The sequence below is a fragment of the bacterium genome (genome assembly GCA_016708315.1).
In the GTDB taxonomy this organism is placed as follows: domain Bacteria; phylum Zixibacteria; class MSB-5A5; order CAIYYT01; family CAIYYT01; genus JADJGC01.
In genome coordinates this window covers 1-24,845 of the sequence record JADJGC010000025.1, presented here as the reverse complement: position 1 = coordinate 24,845, position 24,845 = coordinate 1, and the positions used below count along the sequence as shown (strand labels likewise).

Sequence of the window (24,845 nt, the reverse complement as noted above, 5' to 3'; positions counted from 1 at the left end):
GCGGATAGGGGCTGTTTTCATTTAGACGAAGTGATATGATGAGACTATATCGCTTTGACTGCCCGACGCCAATCGCCTTCCTTCTGGAAGTTCAAGTCATCGACGATCTCAGTCAACCAGAATCCGATCATCTCATCTTTGTCATTCAGTTCAAATATCAAGGACGTTGCCGGCGAAACGAATTTGGCGACCCGCTCACGCGAAAACTTGACATTGAGAATAGTCCGCTCTGAATTTGTTAGTAGGTCGATAGTTTCTAATTCTGCATCAGCAGTTGAGTCAAAGATCACATTTGCTGTGGTAAACTCCTCGGGCGGGTGAATCGCCTTTTCTATCTTCCACGCTTTGCGCGCTTTCCAGATATCAATGTTCAGCAGCTTGCCGTCACGGGTCAGATCAAACGAACAAAACTCGCCGTCGATACTGCTCTTGAACTTGCCCTTTTGCTTGATCCCCACAGACAACGTGTCACCGATCGTGTCATAAAACGCTCGACATGGAAACAGACGCGTCGACGCGACCGTCTTCACCACGATCAGGGACACTGCAAATCCTTCAATTTGTCTCCGGCTTGACGGGCTTCGAACGAATCCGCAAAATCGACGGTGATTCGCTTAAACACCGCGCAGGCCTTGACTTTGTTGCCGGTCTCTTCAAAAGAGCGCGCTAATTTGAACAGCGATGGTCCGAGCTTGTCGCTTTGCTTGTAGCTCTTCTCGACTTTCTCAAACTCGATGATGGCCCGCGCATAGTCGCGCTTGCCGTAATGACATTCTGCCAACCAGTATTGAGCGTCATCCGTGCGAGGTGTGTCCGGGAACTGCCGGATAAATTCTTCAAATTGAAGAATCGCCAAGTCGTAGTTGCCTGACTTGAGATCAGTGAAAGCATTGTCGAACATCTTGTTCTGATCGATGGTCGGAAGTCCCGTTTGCGGTGAAGCGGTACCAGTGGTTTCGGGAGCGAGCGGTCTGGTTGATGTTGAACCGGTTTGGCGTCGATCTTGAATATCTCTTAACTGCCGTTCGATATCGGTCAGACGACCGTCTATTACACCCATCCGATCAATCATCTCTGCCAACTGCGACTTGAGATCAGCCTGATAACGGACATTAGCTTCAATAGTGAGCTTATATAACGAATCAAGCCGGCTGATGTTTTCCTGTGTTTGGGAGGAGGATTTGTACAGGTAATCCAATTGACTTTGCATCGTCTCGATCTCGCTGCGTGAAGCGCAACTGACCAATAACAACGCCAGCCCCAAAATGCCCAGTATCCGTACTGCTTTCATTGACCTTCCTGTTGCAAAGCAAAAAGGGCGGTCGAAACCGCCCTTGATTGCTGGTTACTTTGTTACAAACTCGGCTCTTCGATTCTTCGCCCAAGCGTCTTCGTTTGAACCAAACGCCGCCGGACGTTCCTTGCCGTAGCTGATGATCGAAATGCGATCTCTCGAAATTCCGAGGCTGACCAGATAGTCCATCGCGGAACGTGCGCGCTTTTCGCCCAGTGCAAGATTGTATTCAACCGTGCCGCGTTCATCGCAGTGGCCTTCGATCTGGATGCGAGCGTCGTTTCTCTCTTTCATAACTTCGTAGTTGTTCTTCAATCCCGATCTGGCGTCATCACGAAGATTGTACTCGTCGAAATCGAAATATATCGTTACGAAGTCAAGTGGGGTTTCGGGATTCACCTCTTCACCGCGATCGGTGTTTCCCGGATTCCCGGTGTCCGTGCTTCCTGTGGATCCGGTACCGTCGTTACCCATCTCTGATTCCACTGCAGGCTTCTTGCCGCAGCCGGAAACCAGAATCGCAAACGTAAGCAAAGTCAAGACAACGAGATATTTTTTCATCACGTCTCCTCCATGTTTAGATTATAAAAAGTCCACAATATTTACACTAACCCACGAATGCGCGTTCCCGCAATCGTTCAAGCAGAAAATCTCCGTTTGATTATATACACACTTTTATCCCTGTGTCAACTTAAACAGGAATCTGAAATCGCGTTTGCCTATGGAATATACGGCTGCCAGGCCGGATTCGATGACTGACCATCACTTGTGATCTTCTTAATCTTTTGGCTGAACCTGTCCATAATGTAAAGGTCACTTTTTTTGCCTTGATATTTGCAGTAGACCAAATGCCAGCCGTCCGGTGACCAATGAGGGTTTTCATTAGAGCCAGTTTGGTCGAGCTTCTGGAAGTTCTGTCCTGTCACGTCTATCGTGCAGACCCGGAATCTGCCGTCATCCCCGCGCGAGACGAACACCATAACATCGCCCTTAGGCGAGAATCTTGGAGAGTCGTTGTACTTGCCATCGTAGGTAAGTCTCGTTACCCCAAATCCTTCAGAATCCATGACAAATATCTGCGGTTGACCGGCCCGGTCCGAGGAAAATGCGATTTCCCGTCCAGTTGGCGACCAGGTGCCGGATACCTCGATAGACGGCAATTGGGTTAGGCGACGCTTAACTTTGCCCTTGCGATCCACCACATAAAGCTCGGAGTTGCCATCCTTTGACAGCGTAATGACGATTTCCTTATTATCCGGCGAAACCTCGGCTGCGTTATTCGACCCCGGATAGGTCGAGATCGGTTGTGACTTGCCGGTGCGAATATCACGTTCCCAGACTTCCATACGTCCGGTTCGGTAGGTCGTAAATAGCAGTTTCTCTTCTTTGCGATCCCAGGCGGGTGAAAGGTTGAGTGTTTTATCGGCTGTTATCTGAATCGGGTTGGCGCCGTCATAGTCGCAGAGATACAGTTCTTTGTGTCCGGTTTCGGCGGATACATAGGCTATCCTTGTCGTGAAAAATCCTTTTTCGGCGGCAATGTGCTCAACCGCCGCGTCAGAAACCATATGCGCTAATCGACGATGGTTCGCAACCGTTGTTGATAACTTCTCCGACGTTAACTCTTGGATTCGCGGACTGAGTTCATGGATGCGATACAATACCTTGACGTCACCGCCAACCAACTCCACGTCACCCTCGATCAAGAAATCGGCGCCCATTCTCTGCCAAACATCCGGAGTGATATCCTTTATCTCCCAAACATCAAGATAGAATTGGCTCTTGGGGATTGTGTCGAAGAAGATGTGGAAGTCCAAATCGTCTGTGACAATTCTCTGCATCGCCTTCGCGAGCGAATCGGTTGCCAATGAGAGTTGTCCGACGACTTTGAAATCGCCAATTGCGACTTTGTATGGTTTCCAAGTACCGGTGCGGATTTTCTGTGCCAGATCGAGAGTCTGTGCGTTCGCAAACCCAACGACTGCCAATAGAATTACGGTTGTAGTGAAATAGGCGAAACTGCGCGTCCATGTGCGATTACTCAATTGAATTCTCACTTTCAATTACATTCCCGGTACGTACTCAAAATCAAGATGCAGTCCGATGTACTGATAGTCGAAACTCGCTGGAAATGCCGGGAATTGCCCAGCGCGTTTTATTGCCAAGACACAGCCTTGATCAAATGCTGTCATCCCTGATGATTTTTCGATAATTGGCTCGCCAACGACATATCCATATCGGTCAATCTGAAAATACACTGTGCATGTAATCGGGTTGACATCGGTTACGACATTGCGCCAATTGCGCTCAATGACCTTCAATACCATTCCGATATTGTAGGGCAGATTCCCGCTGCCAGCACCTGTCCCGGTTCCGGCTCCGGTGCCGCCGACCTTCTCATTTACTTCAATACCACCGTCACTGTTGACCTTAGGAGTGTTGTCCTTGCTTTCGGTCTTCGATTCTGACTCTTCTTCCTCAGTCCGCTTTTGGATATCTTCCTTCTTCTTCTTCTCAGGATCTTTCTTCTTCTCTTTTGATTTTTCGACCGGCGCAGCTTTCTTCTCCGGTGGCTTTATCTTTGGCGTGTCGTCGACTTCATCCGGTGTCTTGCCGGATTTAGGCGGCGCAATATTTGCCGGTTCCGGGTCGGCACGCTTGGCTCCACCGCCCATTTCCTCATAGGTCTTGACTATGATGATCTCCACCTTTGGACGAAACATCGCAGAAATCGGATTGATGACGGCAATCGCAGCTATCAGCACCAAATGTGCGACTAGCGATATGATCAGATCCTTCTTCAGCATGAAACCCTGCTATTACTCCCGACTTACTTCTTAGCTGGTTTTGGTTTGAGGTCGCCTTCTGGCAATTTCGTGACCAGTCCAACCTCAGCGATTCCTGCCGCTTTGATGAAACCCATCACCAAAATGACATTACCATGTGTGATCGACTTGTCGGCGCGCAGAAAGACTGCCTTTTCTTCGGCGCTCGCGTACGCTTCCTTGATCCGTTCTTCAAACTGCGCCGGTTCGACAACACGATCATCTATGTAGTATACGCCGCGTTCATCGATCGTAACAACTACGCCTTCAGAGAGGGTAGCGTCAGCAACCTTTGTCTGCGGCAAGTCGACATTAATCCCCGACTGCATCAAAGGCGCGCTGATCATAAAGACGATCAAGATCACCAGCACGACGTCCACAAGATTTGCAACGTTGATGTCGTGCATCTTGGTGTAAGAGCGCTCCCGGCGTTTGTGAGCCACTAAATCTGCTCCTTGGTCAATGCAGCAAGGAATTCCAGCGAGAAGTTGTTCAAGTCGTCAGCAAAGAATTTCAACTTCGTACTCGCCCAGTTGTAGGCCATAACTGCTGGAATTGCGACTGCCAAACCGACAATCGTCGCGATCAACGCTTCAGCGATACCGGGCGCGACTACTACCAATGATGCCGACCCTTGTTGGCCGATATTCATAAAGGAGTTCATGATTCCGTAGCATGTCCCAAGCAGACCGATAAATGGCGCCGAATTCGCTGCCGTTGCAAGGAATGCGACGTTCTTCTCGAGTATCTTGATTTGCTCGTTGGACTCCTTTTCGAGGATTCGGTCGATAGCTTCCATTTCATCCGGCTCAAGCTTGACCACTTCTCCGGGCTTGCGCTCGCTGCCGTTCTTGGCAGCAATCAACGACTCCCATTCGCGGTAGCCTTCTTCAAAAACACGCGTCATCGGCGACGACTTGTATAGAAGACACTTGGCGTGCGCTTCCTTGACGCTGGTTCTGCGCCGGAAAGTATGATGAAACCGCGCGCCGTCGGCGTGTGCTGCTTTGTAAACTTTCCACTTGTTGAGAATGATCCCCCAGGTCATCAAACTCATTACCAGCAATACGCCCAATATCAACCAGCCAAAAAATGACATATGAGAAAGCAGTTCCCATAGTCCGCCTTGTATCAGAAGAACTTTCGTGATTGGCAATTCCCACTCCGTTAACAAAGTTAATGCACCCCGCCTGATGGCTACGTAGTATACAGACCAACAGGTCGGTTATTTCCCTCAACAATGTAGAAACTTGTCAGTTTACGGCAACCCTTTTATGGCGTTGTGCGCCAACACGATACGCTTTAGTTGAGTCCTGCGGTCGAAATCTTATCAGCCCCTCATTCGCTGCCGTTCGCGATGATGACGAATGTACTCGAAATCTTCTCCGCGAATTCCTTGTCATGTGTAATCACAATAATGCTTTTGCCCGCTTCAAGCAGTCGCATGATCAACTCTTGCACTCGCACCCTGCCGTACCAATCCAGACCGGCAGTGGATTCATCAAAGATGAGAATTTGTCGGTCGAGAACCACAATCGATGCAATCGCGACTAATCGCTGCTCCCCGGCGGACAGTGTAAACGGGTTGCGGTCGAGGAACTCATCTGGACCAAGTCCGACCAATTCCAACGCAACTCTGACCTTGTCTCGAATGGTGTCTTCTGCAAGACCTTGATTCCGGAGTCCGAAAGCGATTTCTTCAAATACCGTCTCGGCGAAAAACGCAAATTCAGGGATCTGGAAAATCATTCCGACTCGCATCAGACGCTCTTGTGCAGAGCAGGGGACTCCATCAAGTAGAATCTCGCCGCCTTGAGGTTCGAGCAGGCCAGCGATCAGCAGACCAATTGTAGTTTTGCCGCAACCCGATGACCCCATAATGACTGTTATTGTTCGCGCATGAACAGACAAATTGCGATTTTGCGTCACCTTATTAGAATTTGGATACTTGAAACTAACATTGCACAATTCAACGGCAGGAGCGCTCTTGTTGTGAGAGTGCTGTCTCGGGCTGCTTGAAGATTCAATTCGTGAGATATCGGCAAAGGTCGTTGTGGAGCGGAACTCACTCACTGTACCGTCGAAAATGACTTCGCCGCCTTCAACGAATACAACGCGGTCGTACAGTTCCACTTCGGCAAAATTCTGAGTTGCTGACATAATGCTCCAATCTCTTGAGCCGAAAACTGCCTCATTGACAAGTTTCTGACCGTCGCTATCGAGATAGCTTGTTGGTTCGTCGAGAATCAGTACTGACGGAGTCGAAATCAGCGTCGCAGCCAACACCAGTCTTTGCTTTTCACCCGCTGATAGCTGGGTTGGGTGACGAGTCAGAAGATTATCTAAATGGAAACGCTTGGCAAATTCTTTAATTCTTCTCGCGATCTCGTCTCGATCTACATTGAGATTTTCGAGAGTAAACGCCAGTTCCGATTGAACTGAAGCGGTCAAGATTTGGTCATCGGGATTCTGAAAAATGAAACCGATTTGCCCCCTGAGATTGCGAAACTGCTTGTTGTCCTTAGTGGACACACCAGCAATTTTGACGTCGCCTGTATGCGGCGTCACTATTCCGGCAGCAAGTTTGAGTATCGTTGATTTGCCCGAGCCGTTGCGGCCAAGCAGGCACACTCGTTCGCCGGTTGAGATAGTGAGGTTGATATCACGGAGCGCAAAAGCACTGGCTCCGTATCCGAAACTAACATCTTTAAATTGAATCATACTTAACAGCACCCGCAGGTGACAGCAAGTATCGACTATTCAGATTTGCCGGTCAAGCCCTCATCTACGGATTTCCCAGTGATTCCAGATATGCAAGGACTTGTGCTGCTTCTGCTCCGCCTTTCTTGGCGTGGTGAATCAGACCTAACCCGTGCGCTCCGCCGCTGTTTATCATGTATGGATAGCTGGTGAGGAATCCTTTAACGATGTCAATGTGCCCAAGCATCGCTGCCGTAAACAAATTCGCTCGAGCCCCTTGCTCCATGAGGAAAAGTGCAATATCTCGATCTCCTACATGCGAAGCAGCTTCAATTCCGGCCTCAAAGTCTCCACCGCCCCAATCCCAACTTACGTGCAGAAGTTGCGGCGTCTCCTTGAGCATTCGCTGAACCGCGTCAAAGTCGGAGTGTGATACACGCACAAACTCCTTGACCAAACTGGCCTCGACTTGTGGTCCCTTGTCTTTGCCTGGTTTCTTCGTTACCACAGCGGCTGTATCTTGATTCATCGTTTGCCCGAATACAAGTTTCGGCGCCAGTACTGCCGCAAAACCTGTAGCTGCCGTTCCCAAGAACACTCGTCGATTGGTTGCGCTGTCTAACCATTTGGAAAAGTGGTTCACAAACTGCTCCTTCGTTGCATTGTCACTCGCAAGCCTTGGGGGTACCAAGGAGGTAGATTAGTTACGACTTACGGAAATTGGAGCTGTTTGGTCGACAAAATCTTGATATTGTCAAGAATTGTCAAACTCGGATACATTTTGATTTGCGCGAAAGCTCCCCCTTTGTGATGCTCATACGAGCATTCAGCGTGCTAAACTGCCATTAACTTCCCAGCTTGCGACGTCATCTGATATACGGCAACAGTGCCGACATTGCGATCCTGCGCGCTGTGTCCCGAGAGCATGATGACTTCGCACTTATCGTCCAACCACTCGAGTAACTCGAATCCATCACCATCCGGAAGCGAAGAATCGACCAAAACAACCTGGTACTCCGTGTGTTTCGTGCAGTCGTATGCTTGTCTCAGCGACAGGGCAGTGTCAATACAGGTGAATCCTTGCCCTACCATCGCAATTCTGGCATGTGTCAAATCGCAGGGATTGGCCTCGACAACGAGAACTCGTCCCTTTTCAGAGGCACCCAATTGTTCGGACACAATCGAGACCAACTCGCCTTTACGGTTTCTGCTTGCAGCTAACATCGACTTCTCCTTTGGCTTCTTACGGCCATTTCGTGATTAAGAGTTTCCGATTCAATTATCGTCAATATATAGGACTAACTTTATCCTGTCAACGATAAAAAACGAATGAATTTCATCTTATTTGCTAATGCGCTGCCTCTATAACGGAATTGTTGGTGATAAACCAATGGTAAATAACAGATTAGTCTGTTGCAGTGGTCAAGAGGGAATCAATAGAAAGTAGAGCCATAAAATCCCAGTTAAGAGTTGACAGCATTGTCAATACGATTAGATTGCGACTAGTGAGTCACAAATACAATTGGAGATATGTGGTGCGTGTTCGAATTCGCTCATAGCTAAAGCAAGAGGATTACCGTGCTATATCAACAGTCAACGGCATATGCCATCGAAGCGCTTGGCTACTTGGCAACGCTTGCGCCGAGTGAATCAATCAAAGCCAGAACGCTGGCGCAAACCTTGGATATTCCTGAGCCATTCTTGGCAAAGGTTCTGAGCCAGTTAGTCCGAAAGCGTTTTGTTTCTTCCACCAAGGGCCCCAATGGCGGCTTTGCATTGGCAGTTGATCCGGGTTCTGTCACTCTCTACCGAATCATGGCAGCTACTGATAGTCTTGCTGCCCTTGAGGACGAATGTGTCATGGGACTGCACTCTTGTACTTCCGCAGCGCCTTGTGCTTTTCACGAAAGCTGGATGAAGTTCAAAGAGCGGGTCGTGGAGCAGGCTCAAAGTCTGACGATTCTCGATATCTCCAAAATCGTTACGGCAAAACTGCAGCTCAGCAACAAGTAGACTCGTTCACCTTACTACGATTCCGTAGAGTACGTAACGTCCTTCTTAATTCTTTTTTGCAATTAGTTCCCTCTTCGAGATATAATGCGTGTACGCAACAAGTACCGCGATCTTCGCCTTGGTGCCACTGCATCAAATAGGGCAATCGCGATATTGCCAATAACTCCGGGAGCAACCAAGTAGTGAGTGATGAATTGAAAGACTCTTTCCCCAATATTGCCATCATTGGTGCAGGCGCCGCCGGCTATTTCGCGGCGATTACAGCCGCGGAAAGTTTTCGCCGTGCTCGTGTCGTCTTGATAGAATCGAGTCGTCAACCGCTTTACAAAGTTGGAATATCCGGAGGCGGTCGCTGCAATGTTACCAATAACAACTTCGAGATCGAACAGCTTCTCAAGGGCTATCCGCGCGGCAACAAAGAACTAATCGGGCCGTTTCACAAGTTCGCTACTCGTGACACCGTCAATTGGTTCGCCAATCGAGGTGTCAAATTGAAGGCCGAGCCGGATGGCCGGATGTTTCCGGTGACAGACAGCTCAGCCACTATAATCGAATGCCTTCAGAATGCTGCCACCGAGGTAGGTGTTAATCTGTGGTTGCATGCCCGGGTCGATTCGGTGAGTCCGCGTGGTGATTCCGGATTCTTGGTCGCAATCAAAGATGGCGAGACGCACGAATTCGAACGTGTGCTGATCGCTACTGGTTCAAGTCCGTCCGGTTACAAAATCGCTCAGTCGCTTGGACACACCATCATTTCGCCGGTTCCATCGTTGTTTACGTTCAATATTAAAGATGATCGCCTGCGCGAATTTGGCGGGTTGAGTTTCGAAAACGCACATCTTGAACTTTCATTTCCAGAGAACAAGAAACTCAAATGGAGCGGCCCGCTTTTGATTACCCATTGGGGTCTGAGTGGGCCGGCGGTTCTCAAACTTTCAGCGTGGGGAGCAAGACTGCTCTTTTCCAGCCGTTACCAGGCAGAGCTAACCGTCAACTTTCTCGGTAGCATCAATACCGAGGAAGTCCTTCAACGGATGCGGGATTACCGTACTGAATTTCCCAAGCGCACGGTCATCGGCCATAACTTCCTGCCGATAGTCAAGCGCTACTGGGAGCGCACAGCGCGGCGAGCCGGTATTGATGACGACGCGAGCTGGTCGCATATCACCCGCGAGCAAATGCAGCAGATAGCTGACGAGCTGACGCGCGCCGTCTTCAAAGTTACAGGCAAGGGCGAGTTCAAAGAGGAGTTTGTTACGGCAGGTGGTGTGAAATTGAAGGAAGTTGATTTTCGGACCATGGAAAGCCGACTTTGCCCCGGGCTCTATTTCGCCGGCGAAGTGCTCGATATTGACGGAATCACCGGTGGCTACAATTTTCAATCAGCTTGGAGCACCGGTTGGTTAGCAGGGAAGAGCATAGGGATAATGCAGGAATACACAAAGAACGATGGTGCAAGCTGCGGAACGGAGAACGAAGATGAGTGAATTTCTCAAGACTGCACTCCTTGCTGCTAGCTGTGCAGACGAGATTTCAATGAAGTACTTCCGCAACGATGTCGCCGTTGAAATCAAGCCTGATCAATCACCGGTCACTGTTGCCGACCGTGAAACCGAACGGGTGATTATCGCGACAATCAAAGCCGACTTTCCCGATCATGGGTTTCTTGGCGAAGAAACTGGCAAGTCGTCGAATTCAAGCGACTATGTCTGGATAATCGACCCAATTGACGGTACCAAGAACTTCATCCGAAACATCCCGCTGTTCGGGACTCAGATCGCCCTGATGCACAAGGACAAGTTGATTGTCGGCGTTTCAAGTATGCCGGCAATAGGCGAGTTGCTTTATGCTGCGAATGGAGAGGCATTCTTAAACGGCAAGTCTGTTCGAGTGAGTGATATCTCAGAGCTGGCTCAATCGGCCATTTCCTTTGCGGGCCTCAATCGCTGGCCGGAGTACATTCCACAGGCAAACTTGTTCAATCTCTTTAGTTCAATCGATCGCGTCCGTGCCTTTGGTGATTGCTATCCGTTCCATTTGGTTGCCACCGGCCGGCTTGAAGCAGTTGTGCAATCCATGATCCACATTTGGGACATAGCCGCCCTGGTTGCGATAATTGAAGCGGCAGGTGGCAAATGCACCGACTTCTCAGGAGACCAAATCGGAATTGACAGCACCAATCTCCTTGCAAGCAATGGAGAGATTCACTATCAAATACTCGACTACCTCAAACCTTGATCGCGACAAATCGAGTTCGTGAAACGTATAATGAAAGGTATGACAATATCTACTCATGAGTTTCGCAGGAGCTTAGTCGCTCTTATCTTAGTTTCTTTGCTCACAACTTCACTGGCTTGTTCACAAAACACGAACAGCCCGACAGGCGACCTCGCAAGTATTAAGCTCCCGCCCGGATTCAAGATTAGCATCTATGCCGATGGAGTGGAAGGTGCGCGTTCGTTTGCACAGGGAAGCGAAGGAATTCTCTTTGTCTCGACACGAGAAGACAAAGTCTATGCTCTCCGCGATACCAACCGCGACTTTCGCGCCGACGAAAAATTCACAATTGCCTCAGGGCTGTTTATGCCAAACGGAGTGGCGTTTCGCAATGGCTCGCTCTATGTCGCAGAGGTTAACCGTGTCTTGCGCTTTGATAATATTGAATCGAATCTCGCCAATCCTCCAGAGCCGGTAGTTGTCACAAGCGCATTTCCTTCCGATACCTGGCACGGTTGGAAATTCATTCGCTTCGGTCCGGACGGAAAACTCTACATCCCGGTCGGTGCTCCTTGCAACGTGTGCGAACGCGAGGACCAGCGCTACGCTACCATTATGCGCATGAACATCGATGGCAGCGGCCTTGAGGTATTCGCGCGCGGCATCCGCAACACCGTTGGTTTCGATTGGCATCCGCTGACCAAGGAACTCTGGTTCACGGACAATGGCCGGGATATGCTCGGCGACGACATTCCACCAGATGAGCTAAATCATGCCCCGCAACAAGGAATGCACTTTGGCTTCCCGTACTGCCACGCCGGCACGATTCTGGATCCCGAAGAGGGAGAGGGCAAGAACTGCTTGATGTATATCCCGCCTGTCCAGCGATTGGGACCTCATGTTGCGTCTTTGGGAATGCGCTTCTACACAGGGTCAATGTTTCCCTCCGAATACAAGAATCGAATTTTCATTGCCGAACACGGTTCATGGAATCGCAGCAAGCCGATCGGTTACCGAGTCATGACAGTTCGGCTTGAAGGCAACAAATCGGTCGGCTACGAAGTCTTTGCCGAAGGGTGGCTGACGTCTTCCGGTCCAACCGGTCGCCCGGTGGATATCGAACAACTTGCCGATGGTTCGTTGTTGATATCCGATGATCACGGCGATAAGATTTACCGGATCACCTATTCCAAGTAATCCAAATGGCTGTCCGCGAAATACTCTTGCTTGGCAATCCGCTTTTGCTCCAATCGTGTGATGAGGTTCACCGCGACGAACTCGAATCGTTGGGTCCGGCCATCCAGGATCTTCACGACACGTTGTTTGATTTTCGCCGTCGCTATAATGCCGGTCGCGCCATAGCTGCGCCGCAAATCGGAGTCATGAAACGACTCGTATATATGCACATCTCCGAACCAAGAGTATTTTTCAATCCAGTTCTTGATCAACTGAGTTCGGAGACTTTCGAGCTTTGGGACGATTGTATGTCGTTTCCTGATCTGTTTGTGAGAGTTCGTCGCCACCGTAGCTGTCGAGTGACATACCGCGACCGCAATTGGACAGAGCGGCAAGAAGACATCAATGATGACCTTTCCGAGCTCTTACAGCACGAAATAGACCATCTTAATGGCATACTTGCCGTCTCTCGGGCAATCGATGGCGCTTCATTCGCTCTGCGCGGTCAACTCCAGAAACGCCTCCAATAACTCTCCAAAAGCAAACAACTTGCGCGATGTCGATCGGTTCGAAGGCTGTGCAGATTCCACTCAGCCGATAGGGCAAATACCTGTTGACTCTCAACTCCTTGTTCGTATATTACGCGACTAATTGTCTAAGACCTCGTTTGGGTTCATCTGTATTAACGACGGAGGATATTCCTTAATATGAAAGGCGATACCTGGAAGGTAGTATTGACGATTCTTCTAATCGCAGCTGCTATCTTTTATCTCTGGCCCACCTACCAGTATTTCACGATGAGTGATTCTGCGCGGGAAACAATGAGAACGAGCGATCCGGATGGATTTGCCGCACTCCAAAAGAAAGCGCTGAAACTGGGACTCGACCTTCAAGGCGGCATGCGTGTCGTGCTGGAAGTTGATAAATCACAACTAGACGAAAATGCCGGCAAAGATGCTCGCGAACGCGCTCTTGAGATCATTCGCAACCGCGTCGACGAGTTTGGCGTTGCTGAACCGGTTATTCAGGCCCAAGGCGACAATCGTATCGTGGTTGAGCTGCCGGCTCTTCAAGATCCGGAACGCGCCCGTAACCTGATCGGAAAGACGGCTTTACTCGAGTTTAAGATCGTTGAAAGCCCTGAAAACAGCGAAATGCTGGTGAAGCGTCTCGATCCAATAGCGGCAAAGATCGAAGGCGGAGAATCCTCCACAACACCTGCCGATACATCAGCCAATCCATTCGTAGATCCCTTCGGTGATACCACCAAAACGGCCGACTCCGCGAATGCTTTTGCCGATATTGACGACTCCGACGCCACTGGTTTGTCGCAATACATCAGTTATGCAGGACCGTTCTACGCCGTCGCTGAAAGCGATTTCAACACGGTTGACCGAATTCTCGAAAATCCGTCTATTAAGGCGGTGATTCCTCCCGATGTCGAATTTGCCTGGAGTACTCGCAGCGAACTGGTCAATGGCCAAAGAATTCGCCCGCTTTATCTCCTGAAGAAGAAGGTCGAAATGAGCGGTACTCATTTGACCGACGCCAATCCCAACTATGATCAATTCCACAAACCGGTCGTCGACTTCGTGTTTGATCGTGAAGGCGGCGAAATGTTTGGTCGCGTAACCGGTCCAAATATCGGCAAGCCGCTGGCAATCTTGCTCGACGGCAAGGTCGAATCGGCTCCGAATATTCGTTCCAAGATTCGCGACAAAGGTCAAATCACGCTCGGCGGTACGGCGACATTCTTTGATGCAAAGGACCTTGCCACGATTCTTCGCGCTGGTGCACTTCCGGCGCCGGTTAAAATCGTAGAGAACAATGTCATTGGTCCGACGCTTGGAAAAGACTCCATTGAAGCCGGCAAGCTCGGCCTCAGTGTCGCCTTGGTGCTGATTGTTGTGTTTATGCTTATCTACTATCGGACCTCCGGCATCATTGCTAATCTGGTCTTGATTACTAACGTGTTCTTCCTGATGGCTGTGATGGCCGGTCTGGGAGCGACTTTGACGCTTCCCGGCATCGCTGGAATCATCTTGACGATGGGTTTGGCCGTAGATTCTTCCGTGCTGATTTTCGAGCGTATCCGCGACGAAGTTCGTGCCGGAAAAACGGTCAAAGCTGCTATCGATGCGGGTTACTCGCGGGCTTCAGTTCCGATTATTGACAGCAATATCACGAACCTGATCGCTGCCGGCGTACTCTATTACTTCGGTAGTGGAACGGTCAAAGGATTTGCGGTCACATTGGGTGTCGGTATTATGGTATCACTCTATACCGCTCTCGTCATCGGTAAACTCGCATTCAACCTGCGCAAGGGCGCAGCTAAACTAAGCATATAGTTGGAGATTTGAGAAATGCAGTTAATTGGTCAGACTAAGATAGATTTCATCGGAAAACGCAAGTACGCCTACGTGCTTTCCGGTATTCTGGTGATTCTCGGAATTGTCTCTTTGGCAATCATTTTCTTAGGGCAAGCCGATCTGTCGATCGACTTCTCCGGTGGAACGATGATTCGCGGCAACTTCGACCAACCCGTCTCGGTCGGTGACGTGCGTTCCGCACTCGCAAAGGACGGTTATCAGGACGCCAGCATTCAGCAGGTCTTTGGCTCAGTTCAGAATATGTTCCTGGTGCGCGTCGGCATCGCGACAAGCGGTAGTGGCGAAGAAACTGAAGCACACAAGATCATCTCAGTTTTTGAGCGTGAATTTCCGACAAACCGTTTCACACTCGACTCGGTTCAAGAAGTCGGGCCGACGATTGGCAAAGAGCTTCAGCGCCAAGCCGGTGTTGCAATGATCATAGCCCTGATCGGCATCTTGATCTACATCATGATTCGCTTCGACTTCCGCTTTTCGGTGGCGGCAATCATATCGACGTTCCATGACGTGTTGGCGGTCCTTGGGATAATGTTCATCTTACAGCGCGAAATCTCACTGCTGGTTCTTTCGGCACTTCTTACGCTGATTGGTTACTCCTTGCAGGACAAGGTCGTGGTCTTTGACCGAATTCGCGAGAACCTTAAGATGTTTCGCAAGAAGGGCGACTTCGTCGATGCAATCAACCTGTCGATTAATCAGGTGCTTTCACGCACCTTGGTGACGCAGTTGAACGCCATCATCTGTATTTTGGTGATTCTCTTCGTCTGTGGGCCGGTTGTTCGCGACTTTGCCCTCGCGCTGGCATTTGGATTGTTGATTGGTACTTACTCATCGATTTTCGTCGCTTCGACACTTGTAGCTGAGTGGGAACTTCGCTCACCAAAGCGATTCAAATAACCAGTCGGCTATACTTTTTGATTCGATAAGGGTGTCCTCTTCAGGACGCCCTTTTTGTTGCGATCAGGAAACACTTGGCACAGCGCCGCTGTTTTCCTAAATTGGGACCAGTTAGATTGTTTTGGTCAGGAAAGGAAACGCGATGCATCATCTGAAGTCGGACATCAATGATATTTTCAGAGCTGGGTTAGCGCTCGCTATGGAAGTTGCCGCACCAGCAAAGTCCGGTGGCGTTCGTCAGCGAGGCGAAATTGCTGAGAAATACAAGTGGCAGCTGGAGCATATCTATACGTCAGCCGATGAGTGGCGCGGCGATCTGGTTAAGGTCAAGGATATGTTGCCCAAAGTCGCCACATTTCAGAATCGGCTCGCTTCGTCTGGTCAGGTTCTGTTTGAGTGCTTCGACCATCGCGATACCGCATCAATCTTGTTCTATAAGCTCTACATTTATGCACATCTGAAACTCGATGAAGACAATCGCAATAGTCAGTATCAAGCAATGACTGACGAGATAGCGGCGCTTTCAACAGTCTTCGCCGAGGCCGGTTCGTTCATTACGCCCGAGATCATGGCAATAGATGACGACAGGTTGGAGCAGATGAAATCTGAGTGCCCTCAACTACGCCTTTATGATCACCATCTCGATGAAATGCGCCGGATGAAGGACCATATACTTTCGCCGGAAGAAGAGCGTATTCTGGCGCTGGTTGGAAATGTCAGCCGCGGGCCGTCGCAAATTTTCCGGATGATTGATGATGCCGACATCAAGTTTGGCGATGTCACCGACGAAAAAGGCGAGAAGGTCGCCATGACAAAACAGCGTTACTACGACCTCCTTGAGTCCAAGGATCGCCGCGTTCGCAAAGAATCGATGGAAGTCTTTGTCAGTGCATACAAGGGCTTCGTCAACACGCTTGGAGCAACACTCTCCACGTCGGTTTACAAGGATCTCTTCTACGCCAAGACGCGCCAGTACAATACTTGCCTCGAATCAGCTCTTGATGCAGACAATATTCCCGAAGAGACTTACCGCAATCTGGTAACAACCGTCGACGCGCATGTCGGTGTATTGCACCGTTATGCGGCGTTGCGCAAGAAAGTACTCGGGGTTGACGAACTCAGACCCTATGACATGTATGTCCCGCTGGTTCCCGATGCAAAGATCAAGATTTCCTACGACGATGCGGTTCGACGAATCCTCGAGGGACTTTGGCCCCTGGGCAAGGACTATCTCGCGGACCTCAAGACCGCCTTCGAATCCGGTTGGGTTGACGTATACGAATCGGAAGGCAAAGGCAGCGGCGCCTATTCTTGGAGCACCTACGCGACGCATCCGTATGTGTTGATGAACTACAACGATACGCTCGACAACATGTTTACTCTCGCACATGAGATGGGACATGCGATGCACTCGCATTATTCGAAGAAGTTCCAGCCGTATATTTATTCCGGCCACTCGATATTTACCGCTGAAGTAGCTTCCACGACCAACGAAGAACTACTGATGCACTACATGCTCGACCGCGTCGAGACAAAAGAGCAGAAGGCGTACTTGTTAAGCTACTACATACAGCAAATTGTCGGGACATTCTTCACGCAAGTGATGTACTCGCAATTTGAGTATGAGATTCACAAGGATGTCGAAGAAGGCAAACCGCTTTCCGCGGATGTACTTCGTCAAACTTTCCGGAAGATATACCAGAAATTCTGGGGACCGGAAATGATTCTCGAAGAGTACTCCGATATAAGTTGTCTGCGCATTCCGCATTTCTACCGTGCATTCTATGTCTACCAATATGCGACAAGTTACTCGGCAGCGACAATGATCGCTGAACGCCTGCTCAAGGGCGACGAACAGCAGCGTGTCGCATATCTGAAATTCTTACAGTCCGGCGAATCCAAGTATCCGATTGAGACCTTGCAGGAGGCCGGTGTCGACTTGACAAAGTCCGACGCCATCGAGGCAACAGCGCGGTTATTCGGACGTTTGGTTGATGAACTGGAAGCTTTGCTGGTCAAGTAGCACGAATCGGGCAGGGGAGTCTTGCCCGGTCTAGATCTAGCGGTTACTTCGTTTCTGATTAAGGGTAATCATCCGATATAATCTCGTGCGATTGTATCTTTGTAGCAGAGTCAGGTACAAATTCAACAAACCGAAAAACGTCATAAACACGCCTCCGCTGCTTTGACCACGTCGCACGAAAACAACAGTCATCGCAACGCAAAATATCAAGAACAGCAGATGGACGATCTCGTTGAATCGCGACCAGCGCTCGGTTCTTTTGATTGATTCGATCAAGCGAGGATTTGCGACAAAGTAAGTGTAGAGTTCCTTGCGTGGTCTTAACGCAAGTACAAAGCGGCCGGCGGTAGCGCGGATTACTTGTCCGAAAACACCAACCCCCAACGCGCGGTAGAGCACGCCGCTAACTTCAAATTTCTTCGGGAGAAAATACCAGTCAAAGATGCTTGCTTGAGAAGTCATAGCTGCAAACGTCCATTATTATTGGACGTTGTGCAAGCTCCGATGTTTTCGAAAGAGCCTCGCGGCTATCCTTCCTTTTGTTCAATCTTTGCCCAGGTATCGCGAAGACCGACCGTCCGATTGAAAACCAATCGTTTGGAAGCGCTATCCTTGTCAGTGCAGAAATAACCCGTGCGCATAAATTGATAACGTGTTCCCGGTTCACTGCCAGCCAACGCCGGTTCAACCAAAGCATTATTCAGCACCTGAAGCGATTCAGGATTCAGATTCGATTTCCAATCCTGACCTTCCGGTACATTGTCGGGATTCTCGCTGCGGAACAACCGGTCATACAAACGCACTTCGGCGGGAATCGCATGTTGTGCCGACACCCAATGAAGTGTACCCTTCACCTTGCGGCTTTCTCCGGCAGAACCACTCTTAGTCTCCGGATCATAGCTGCAATGCAACTCGATAACATTGCCGGTTGAATCTTTGATGACCTCGTCGCACTTTATGATATAGGCATTCTTCAGCCGTACTTCAGCGCCCGGTGAAAGACGGAAATACTTCTTCGGCGGATCTTCGCGGAAATCATCCTGTTCGATATAGATCTCACGTGAAAATGGAATCAGCCTTGTCCCGGCCGATTCATCCTCAGGGTTGTTGATTGCCTCAAGCTGTTCGACTTGCCCTTCAGGATAATTGGTGATTACGACCTTGAGTGGGCGCAATACCGCCATGACTCGATGAGTGATTCTGTTTAAGTGCTCGCGCACGCAGTGTTCGAGCAACGCAATGTCCACCGTGCTCGCGGCTTTGGCGACACCGATTCGATCGCAGAATTCTCGAATCGCTTCGGGCGTGTACCCAAGGCGGCGCATGCCGCAGATCGTAGGCATTCGCGGGTCGTCCCAGCCTCCGACCAAACCTTCCTTGACCAACTGCAGCAATTTGCGTTTGCTCATTACTGTAAAAGTGAGATTCAGCCGGGCAAATTCGATTTGCTGCGGATGATAAATCTCCAGTTCGTCGAGGAACCAATTGTACAGCGGACGATGGTCTTCGAACTCAAGGGTACAGATCGAGTGCGTGATCTGCTCCATCGAATCCGACTGTCCATGCGCGTAATCGTACATTGGGTAGATGCACCACTTGTCGCCAGTGCGGTGATGTGTACTGCGAAGAATTCTGTAAAGGACAGGGTCGCGCATATTTATATTACCGGATGTCATGTCAATTTTAGCGCGTAGCGTTTTGCTGCCGTCGGGAAATTCCCCTTTGCGCATCCGCTCGAACAAATCCAAGTTCTCTTCAACCGAGCGGTTCCTAAATGGACTTTCCTTGCCCGGCGAAGTTAACGTGCCGCGATACTCGCGTATCTGGTCGCCGGTCAAATCGCAAACAAACGCTTTGCCCTTCTTGATTAGCTTAATCGCCCAATCGAAGAGTTGCTCATAGTAGTCTGAAGCATAGAACAGACGATCCTGCCAATCGAAGCCGAGCCATTTGATATCATCAATGATGGCCTTGACATACTCGTCTTCTTCTTTTTCAGGATTGGTATCATCCATTCTCAGATTCGTTTTGCCGCCATATTCTGCTGCCAAACCGAAATTCAGGCAAATTGACTTCGCATGCCCGATGTGCAGGTATCCGTTAGGTTCCGGGGGGAAACGGGTATGCACCCGACCTTCGAATTTGCCGGTCCTAAGATCTTCATCAACAATCTGCTTGATGAAATTTGACGGGCGAGTAGTCTCTTCGTTCGCCATGTATGTTCAACCTCTCATAGACTAACGTTGCTCCTCAATCGAGGAGATTTTTCAATAAGAGCAACCAACTTGCTTTATCAAAGCGTGGTAGTTGCATTCGATGTTATCGGCAAGAATACAAAAAAACAGCCTTTAAGCTAAGCGATTTCTCTGCTTGAATGTGAAGAAGTCGTCTTGGAATGGACAGTATATACTGCCTATTGACACTCAGAGCAGGGAGGGTTGCCGCCGCCAAATACGAAGTTGACCAGAAAAACCACATCTGAGATGTTGGCACTGCCGCTGCAATCAACGTCCGCTACTGCCAACGGTTCCGGCTCCGGACCGTTGGAGAACATATAGTTGATGAAGAATACTACGTCAACAATCGTAATTGCGCCGCTGCCATCCAGATCACCGCACTCTGCAGTCGGGCAATTGTTACCCGTACCCGCCGTCGGTGTCATGAACGTCCAGCTTTCGCTGCCGCCAGGGCAGCGGCCCATGCTAACATCCGTAGTCTGCGCACCAAATGTGACAGAGTCAATCATAACGAACTCGGGTGAGGTCAATACCACGGCTTCACCTCCGGCGGACAGCTTGAAACTTGCATGCAGTCCCGGCTGGCCCCCGTCTTCATCGGCCCACACGATGATGTAGCCCTGCGGCGAAATTGAGGTATCAGGAAAAGCCCATTTTCCCGGATTGGCAATGTTATCAGAGAGATGATGCCCGGTGAGCGAGATCGCCGACGATGTTGGATTGTACAGCTCGATCCAGTCTTCGTACTCACCAGCCGGATCGAGGATCCCGGTCGAGTTGCTTGCCAAGAATTCGTTTATCACAATGTCGGAAGAGCTGCTCGAGATTACGGTGATGACAGAATCTTCATACTCTGCCCGCTGCGGTTCGAATTTGGCAGCGTTGACATTTTCAGCATATATGTAGTAATGAATGTCCGTCGATCCAGCCAACAGCGTTGCCCCATAAACGCCGTCATTTGCCGCGCCGTCGCTATGCAAACCATCGTCAACCATCGAGATTCTTGTGAATGGCTCGATTCGATTGTCCCGATAAGCGAGCCTTACAACTGTCGCATTTGTAACACTTGCGACAATCGTCAGATTCTGATTCGCTTCCACAACCTGTGGAGAGTGCGTAATTGTTGAGATGATTGGTGCAGGGCGATCAATCGGTGACAAATCGCTCAGGTAGGCGGCGCGCGCCGACATCAATTGCACAATGCCCGGTATCATACCGACAGTGCCATTGATATTGCTCAAAAACGCTCCATAGCTGGTATAGGGGTTGGGATCTGCCGCTACATCTGCATCGATGATCTCCTGAAGTTCCAAAGCTCGCGTCTGATACCACCCGTTAAGGAAATTCTCCTCCAGCATTGTTTTCATGTGCGCGATGTACATTTTCTTGTAAGTCGGATTCGTGAATATCTTGCTGATAATCGGATAATTCGGATTTGTCTCGTTGAAAAATGGCGACAGTTCCTGCATTTGCGTCAGGTTCAATCCCGAGGTTCCATAGACCTTTCGATAGCTGCCGAAGCACATATTCAAATCCCAAATGATAGGATTGAAGCGGTGCGAATCATCCTGATAAAGATAGAAATTGTGCCCGAAGTTGATCGGCGAATCAAGATTCACCAACAGATTGTCAAACGCCAGCATCCACAAGTGCCGGTCGATGTCGAGTACTGCTTCCACATCATCCGGGAAATTGTTCAGCGTGTCGAGGAAATCGATGAGGTTCTTCCATCCGGCGTCCGAGTCTAGCTCATATTGAATCTGATATGCCGCCGAATCCTGTCCAAGGTAACCCCAAACGACATAAACCTGCGACGGACCGCTGATTTCTCCCTTGAAACGGGCATTGCCGTCGCTGTGAAAATGTGTCCGCATGAATAGCTTGTCAACGTCCTGGACGTTGACATACAGCCCCAGCAATGTTCCGTTGACATATACATTGGCATAATTCGAAAGCGAAGCCGGCATGTACTTGCGAGCAATCTCATATCCGAGGACTTCGCGAACAAAACTCGGATCAAACCAGGCATTGGACAATTTGAGCGTGCCATACCCGTCTATTTCTTGATTGTCCCTGATGTGGTCGAGCTTGATGTTGAATGGGCTTTTGACGCGATTAGTGCTGTAAGTGCTTTGCCCCTTATATCTGATTCCAACGCTGTCGAAAACCACGCCATCAATGATCGCCGTTCCAATCAATCGCTCTTCGTCGCCCGCTTCATAGAGGCTATCAAGGATTTCGTCCCAGTTTGATTGCGGGAAAATGAGTTCGATAGTGCGAACACTGTTTACGTCATAGAATCCTTGGCCAAATGCCGGAATAGAGGCAAATGCCCACAGAAATAGGACAATGACGTGTTTCAAGTTCACAATTTCCTCGCGGTTATACTGGTGGAAGACCCAACGCCGATACCTCGAGACTACGGTATCAGACAACAAATTGTACGCCATTTTCGCCAATGTCGCAACGAAATTCTCGCCTCAGCTCGCCGCTCAAAGTCGGACGAATTGTGACTTGGGTGCCAATCGAGGTCGGGACCCGCAAGAGCGATTAGCAGTTTCCGCTTGCCAATTTCCACCGCTGCAGTATCTTAGTTCAACAACAGGAGTAAATGCATGAAATTAGTCAATGTTTGGCGGCTGCTTCTTCTCGGAGTGCTGCTGACCTCAACTGCCGCCTATTCGCAAACTTGGAATTGGGCTGCACAAATCGCGACATTCTCAACTGGTGGCTTTGGAACGAACAAGGTTCGCGGAGTCACTGTAGATCAGAATGAAAACATCTATGTAATCGGCGACTACGGCGACAGCGCCTTGATCGGCGGTACCAAGGTCAAAGGCTTTGGCAGTGGCGCAGAAATGTATGTCGCAAAATTCAACAGCGCCGGAACAGCGGCATGGGTGAGAAGTTTCGGCTCGTCGGGTTTTCTCGACCAGTCAATTGACATAACGAATGATCCAGCCGGAAATGTCTACGTCTGCGGGAGTTTCTTTGGCAATTGGGATTTCGGTACACAGCAGTTTCCTTTCGGGAGTGCTACCGTCGGTCTCGCCAAGTACAATAGCGATGGCGATGTCCAATGGGCGAAGGTCGTTCCGGGTGTGTTCGCTGGTCCCGGCGGAATTGCTTATGGTTTCGACCACATCTACGTCGCGATCGGAAGGTCGTTCACCAAGTTTGAAATGGACGGCGATACAGTTTGGACAAGGACGATCCCGACCAGTGTCAGTTACAGCGTCGACTATCGCGATGTCACTGTCGACATCTGGGGCTGCATTTACCTTACCGGTCAGTTCAAGGGCACCATTACTTATGGCACAGATGTCCTCACATCTTCGAGCACTAACGATCCCGACATATTCATCGTCAAGTATGACCCGACCGGAACTGTGATGTGGGCACGCAAGGCTGGTGCTGTCTCAACACCGGGGCAGGAAGATATCGGCCACGGAATAACGACCTCTCCTCACGGCGACGTTTACCTTGTCGGCCAGTACCGCGGCAAAGCCGGGTTCGGTACAGACTCGATCTCCGTCGGAAATGCGATTCTTGGGATGTTCGCCGCAAAATACGATAGTGAGGGTGCCTTGCAGTGGGTAAAGGGCAGTAGCGGCACAAATGGGTCAAGTGCCTTAGCCTATGGTGTAAGGGTGCTTGCAAACGATGATGTTCTGATCTCCGCAAGTTACGGAATCGGCGTGACATTTGCCGATACAACGATCACTATCGCCGGCGGCGGCGATGTGTTATTGATTCGCCTTAGTTCCGACGGAGTTCGGCGCTGGGCGAAACGCAGTGATACTTTTGCCACCAGTTGCGGAGTCATGTGTATGGCGACCAATGCTGCCGGAACATCGGCTTACTCAGGCGGGCAGTTCAGTACAACAATTACATTCGGTCCGACTACAATGACCATCGCCGCCGGTGTAACCGACGGTTGGCTGGGTAAAATGACATTCCCTACAATTACTGCTGTGCGTGAAATCGACGACGTACCTCATCCGTGGTCGTTCCAGTTGTCACAGAATTACCCTAACCCGTTCAATCCGACAACAAACATCGAATTCAGAATCATTGTGGCATCCCGGGTTTCAGTAGACATCTTCAATTCGCTCGGTCAGAAAGTCAAAACATTGGTTGACCAGGAATTGCCTGCTGGAAGTTACGCTACCGAATGGGACGGTGCCGATGACTCGGGCCGCAAGGTCGCCTCGGGAGTCTATTTCTATCGCATGCAGGCTGCCGATTACACCGACACGCGCAAGATGACGTTGCTGAAGTAACGGTCAGTTTCTAGGTCTGAATCACAATTGCTTTAAGGTCGCAATATGCGACCTTAAAGACTGGTCGCGGTGAGCGTAGGAACCTTTTGCTTTACGCCGCTTCCTCGCCCGGCGTCGCCGGCATAGCGTCGTAGGTGCGCCCATCGAGAATTCGTCCAGCCTTCTTCTTGTTTGTGCCGCCCCATTGCTTGAAGAAGAACTTCACACCGGCCGCTTCGCACTGGTCGCGAATTTCAAGTACCCATGATTCTTCCATCGGTCTTGCACCCGGTCCCGACTCGCCGCCGACAATTACCCAATCGATTCCGCTCAAATCAAGATTCGGCAGCGGTCCCAACAGCGGCTCCAGCGATAGAAATTTTACCATTGCACTCGATTGTCGAAGATAATCAATGCGTTGCGTCACCTTGTCGTTTTCGACACTGACGCCCATCCAGATATTCGGAGCCCACTGAAGTTGCGCATCGATCTTCGGCAGTCGTTTGGCGCGCTTGGTGAGAATCTGAAACTTGTGCCAGTGCGCATCGCGCATGGTCTGGAACACCTGTTGAATGAAACTGACCGGCACTTCCCAGTGAAACAAATCGCTCATCGAATTGACAAATATCAACTGCGGCGTCTTCCACTCAAGCGGCTTTTTGAGCACATGCGGATGCATGGTCAGCTTGAAGCCATTGCGGTAGTTGTCGACGCCCATGGCATGTAGCCGCCGCGCCATGCGTTCGGCATAGCAGTGCTTGCATCCGTCAGAGACCTTGGTACACCCAGTCAGCGGGTTCCAGGTCGATTC

At 50.1% G+C, this 24,845-nt stretch carries 23 protein-coding genes; 9 read left to right on the top strand and 14 right to left on the bottom strand.

The window, feature by feature from the left end; genetic code table 11:
• Positions 1-44: 44 nt before the first annotated feature.
• The 10 genes from IPH59_17425 to IPH59_17380 form a co-directional block, all read right to left on the bottom strand.
• Complete coding sequence (locus IPH59_17425) at positions 45-545, bottom strand: hypothetical protein (GenBank protein ID MBK7093469.1); 501 nt, start codon at positions 543-545, stop codon at positions 45-47.
• Positions 536-1,291 carry a tol-pal system protein YbgF gene (gene ybgF / locus IPH59_17420; protein MBK7093468.1) on the bottom strand — a complete coding sequence of 252 codons (756 nt, stop codon included), beginning with the start codon at positions 1,289-1,291 and terminating at the stop codon, positions 536-538. The genes IPH59_17425 and ybgF overlap by 10 nt, the downstream gene beginning before the upstream one ends.
• Before the next feature lie 54 nt (positions 1,292-1,345).
• Positions 1,346-1,855 carry a peptidoglycan-associated lipoprotein Pal gene (gene pal / locus IPH59_17415; GenBank protein ID MBK7093467.1) on the bottom strand — a complete coding sequence of 170 codons (510 nt, stop codon included), beginning with the start codon at positions 1,853-1,855 and terminating at the stop codon, positions 1,346-1,348.
• A gap of 158 nt (positions 1,856-2,013) precedes the next feature.
• Complete coding sequence (gene tolB / locus IPH59_17410) at positions 2,014-3,339, bottom strand: Tol-Pal system beta propeller repeat protein TolB (GenBank protein ID MBK7093466.1); 1,326 nt, start codon at positions 3,337-3,339, stop codon at positions 2,014-2,016.
• Between the two features lie 18 nt (positions 3,340-3,357).
• Positions 3,358-4,101 carry a TonB C-terminal domain-containing protein gene (locus IPH59_17405; protein MBK7093465.1) on the bottom strand — a complete coding sequence of 248 codons (744 nt, stop codon included), beginning with the start codon at positions 4,099-4,101 and terminating at the stop codon, positions 3,358-3,360.
• 23 nt (positions 4,102-4,124) lie between these two features.
• Positions 4,125-4,562 carry a biopolymer transporter ExbD gene (locus IPH59_17400; GenBank protein ID MBK7093464.1) on the bottom strand — a complete coding sequence of 146 codons (438 nt, stop codon included), beginning with the start codon at positions 4,560-4,562 and terminating at the stop codon, positions 4,125-4,127.
• Positions 4,562-5,275 (bottom strand): MotA/TolQ/ExbB proton channel family protein, encoded by a 714-nt coding sequence (locus IPH59_17395; GenBank protein ID MBK7093463.1) that lies wholly within the window; start codon positions 5,273-5,275, stop codon positions 4,562-4,564. Before IPH59_17395 ends, IPH59_17400 begins: the two co-directional genes overlap by 1 nt.
• Positions 5,276-5,457: 182 nt before the next feature.
• Positions 5,458-6,840, bottom strand: a complete 1,383-nt coding sequence (locus IPH59_17390; protein MBK7093462.1) for an ATP-binding cassette domain-containing protein — start codon at positions 6,838-6,840, stop codon at positions 5,458-5,460.
• Between the two features lie 64 nt (positions 6,841-6,904).
• Complete coding sequence (locus IPH59_17385) at positions 6,905-7,276, bottom strand: ankyrin repeat domain-containing protein (GenBank protein ID MBK7093461.1); 372 nt, start codon at positions 7,274-7,276, stop codon at positions 6,905-6,907.
• Between the two features lie 377 nt (positions 7,277-7,653).
• Positions 7,654-8,043, bottom strand: a complete 390-nt coding sequence (locus tag IPH59_17380; protein ID MBK7093460.1) for a response regulator — start codon at positions 8,041-8,043, stop codon at positions 7,654-7,656.
• A 354-nt stretch (positions 8,044-8,397) separates the two neighbouring features.
• On the opposite strand from IPH59_17380, the gene IPH59_17375 reads away from it, so the two are divergent.
• From IPH59_17375 to pepF, 8 genes are all read left to right on the top strand, one after another.
• Positions 8,398-8,832 (top strand): Rrf2 family transcriptional regulator, encoded by a 435-nt coding sequence (locus IPH59_17375; GenBank protein MBK7093459.1) that lies wholly within the window; start codon positions 8,398-8,400, stop codon positions 8,830-8,832.
• Between the two features lie 194 nt (positions 8,833-9,026).
• Positions 9,027-10,319 carry an NAD(P)/FAD-dependent oxidoreductase gene (locus IPH59_17370; protein ID MBK7093458.1) on the top strand — a complete coding sequence of 431 codons (1,293 nt, stop codon included), beginning with the start codon at positions 9,027-9,029 and terminating at the stop codon, positions 10,317-10,319.
• Complete coding sequence (locus IPH59_17365) at positions 10,312-11,070, top strand: inositol-phosphate phosphatase (protein ID MBK7093457.1); 759 nt, start codon at positions 10,312-10,314, stop codon at positions 11,068-11,070. The genes IPH59_17370 and IPH59_17365 overlap by 8 nt, the downstream gene beginning before the upstream one ends.
• Positions 11,071-11,109: 39 nt before the next feature.
• Positions 11,110-12,246: a sorbosone dehydrogenase family protein gene (locus IPH59_17360; GenBank protein MBK7093456.1), complete on the top strand. Its 1,137-nt coding sequence runs from the start codon at positions 11,110-11,112 to the stop codon at positions 12,244-12,246.
• A 5-nt stretch (positions 12,247-12,251) separates the two neighbouring features.
• Positions 12,252-12,755, top strand: a complete 504-nt coding sequence (locus tag IPH59_17355) for a peptide deformylase (GenBank protein ID MBK7093455.1) — start codon at positions 12,252-12,254, stop codon at positions 12,753-12,755.
• 177 nt (positions 12,756-12,932) lie between these two features.
• Positions 12,933-14,573 (top strand): protein translocase subunit SecD, encoded by a 1,641-nt coding sequence (gene secD, locus IPH59_17350; GenBank protein MBK7093454.1) that lies wholly within the window; start codon positions 12,933-12,935, stop codon positions 14,571-14,573.
• Between the two features lie 15 nt (positions 14,574-14,588).
• Entirely contained in the window at positions 14,589-15,512 is a 924-nt protein-coding gene (secF, locus tag IPH59_17345; GenBank protein MBK7093453.1) for a protein translocase subunit SecF, read from the top strand.
• Between the two features lie 142 nt (positions 15,513-15,654).
• Positions 15,655-17,535 (top strand): oligoendopeptidase F, encoded by a 1,881-nt coding sequence (gene pepF / locus IPH59_17340; protein ID MBK7093452.1) that lies wholly within the window; start codon positions 15,655-15,657, stop codon positions 17,533-17,535.
• 36 nt (positions 17,536-17,571) lie between these two features.
• Here pepF and IPH59_17335 read toward each other — a convergent pair whose 3' ends face one another.
• The 3 genes from IPH59_17335 to IPH59_17325 all read right to left on the bottom strand — a co-directional run bounded on the left by IPH59_17335 (position 17,572) and on the right by IPH59_17325 (position 22,141).
• Positions 17,572-17,997, bottom strand: coding sequence for a hypothetical protein (locus tag IPH59_17335; protein MBK7093451.1), 426 nt, complete (start codon positions 17,995-17,997; stop codon positions 17,572-17,574).
• A 65-nt stretch (positions 17,998-18,062) separates the two neighbouring features.
• Positions 18,063-19,751: a glutamine--tRNA ligase/YqeY domain fusion protein gene (locus tag IPH59_17330; GenBank protein MBK7093450.1), complete on the bottom strand. Its 1,689-nt coding sequence runs from the start codon at positions 19,749-19,751 to the stop codon at positions 18,063-18,065.
• 197 nt (positions 19,752-19,948) lie between these two features.
• Positions 19,949-22,141: a CotH kinase family protein gene (locus tag IPH59_17325; GenBank protein ID MBK7093449.1), complete on the bottom strand. Its 2,193-nt coding sequence runs from the start codon at positions 22,139-22,141 to the stop codon at positions 19,949-19,951.
• Between the two features lie 246 nt (positions 22,142-22,387).
• Here IPH59_17325 and IPH59_17320 point away from each other — a divergent pair, with 246 nt between their 5' ends.
• Complete coding sequence (locus tag IPH59_17320) at positions 22,388-24,055, top strand: T9SS type A sorting domain-containing protein (GenBank protein ID MBK7093448.1); 1,668 nt, start codon at positions 22,388-22,390, stop codon at positions 24,053-24,055.
• A 91-nt stretch (positions 24,056-24,146) separates the two neighbouring features.
• Here the strand turns inward: IPH59_17320 and IPH59_17315 are convergent.
• A partial coding sequence (locus IPH59_17315; GenBank protein MBK7093447.1) for a phage Gp37/Gp68 family protein occupies positions 24,147-24,845 on the bottom strand: 699 nt, incomplete at its 5' end.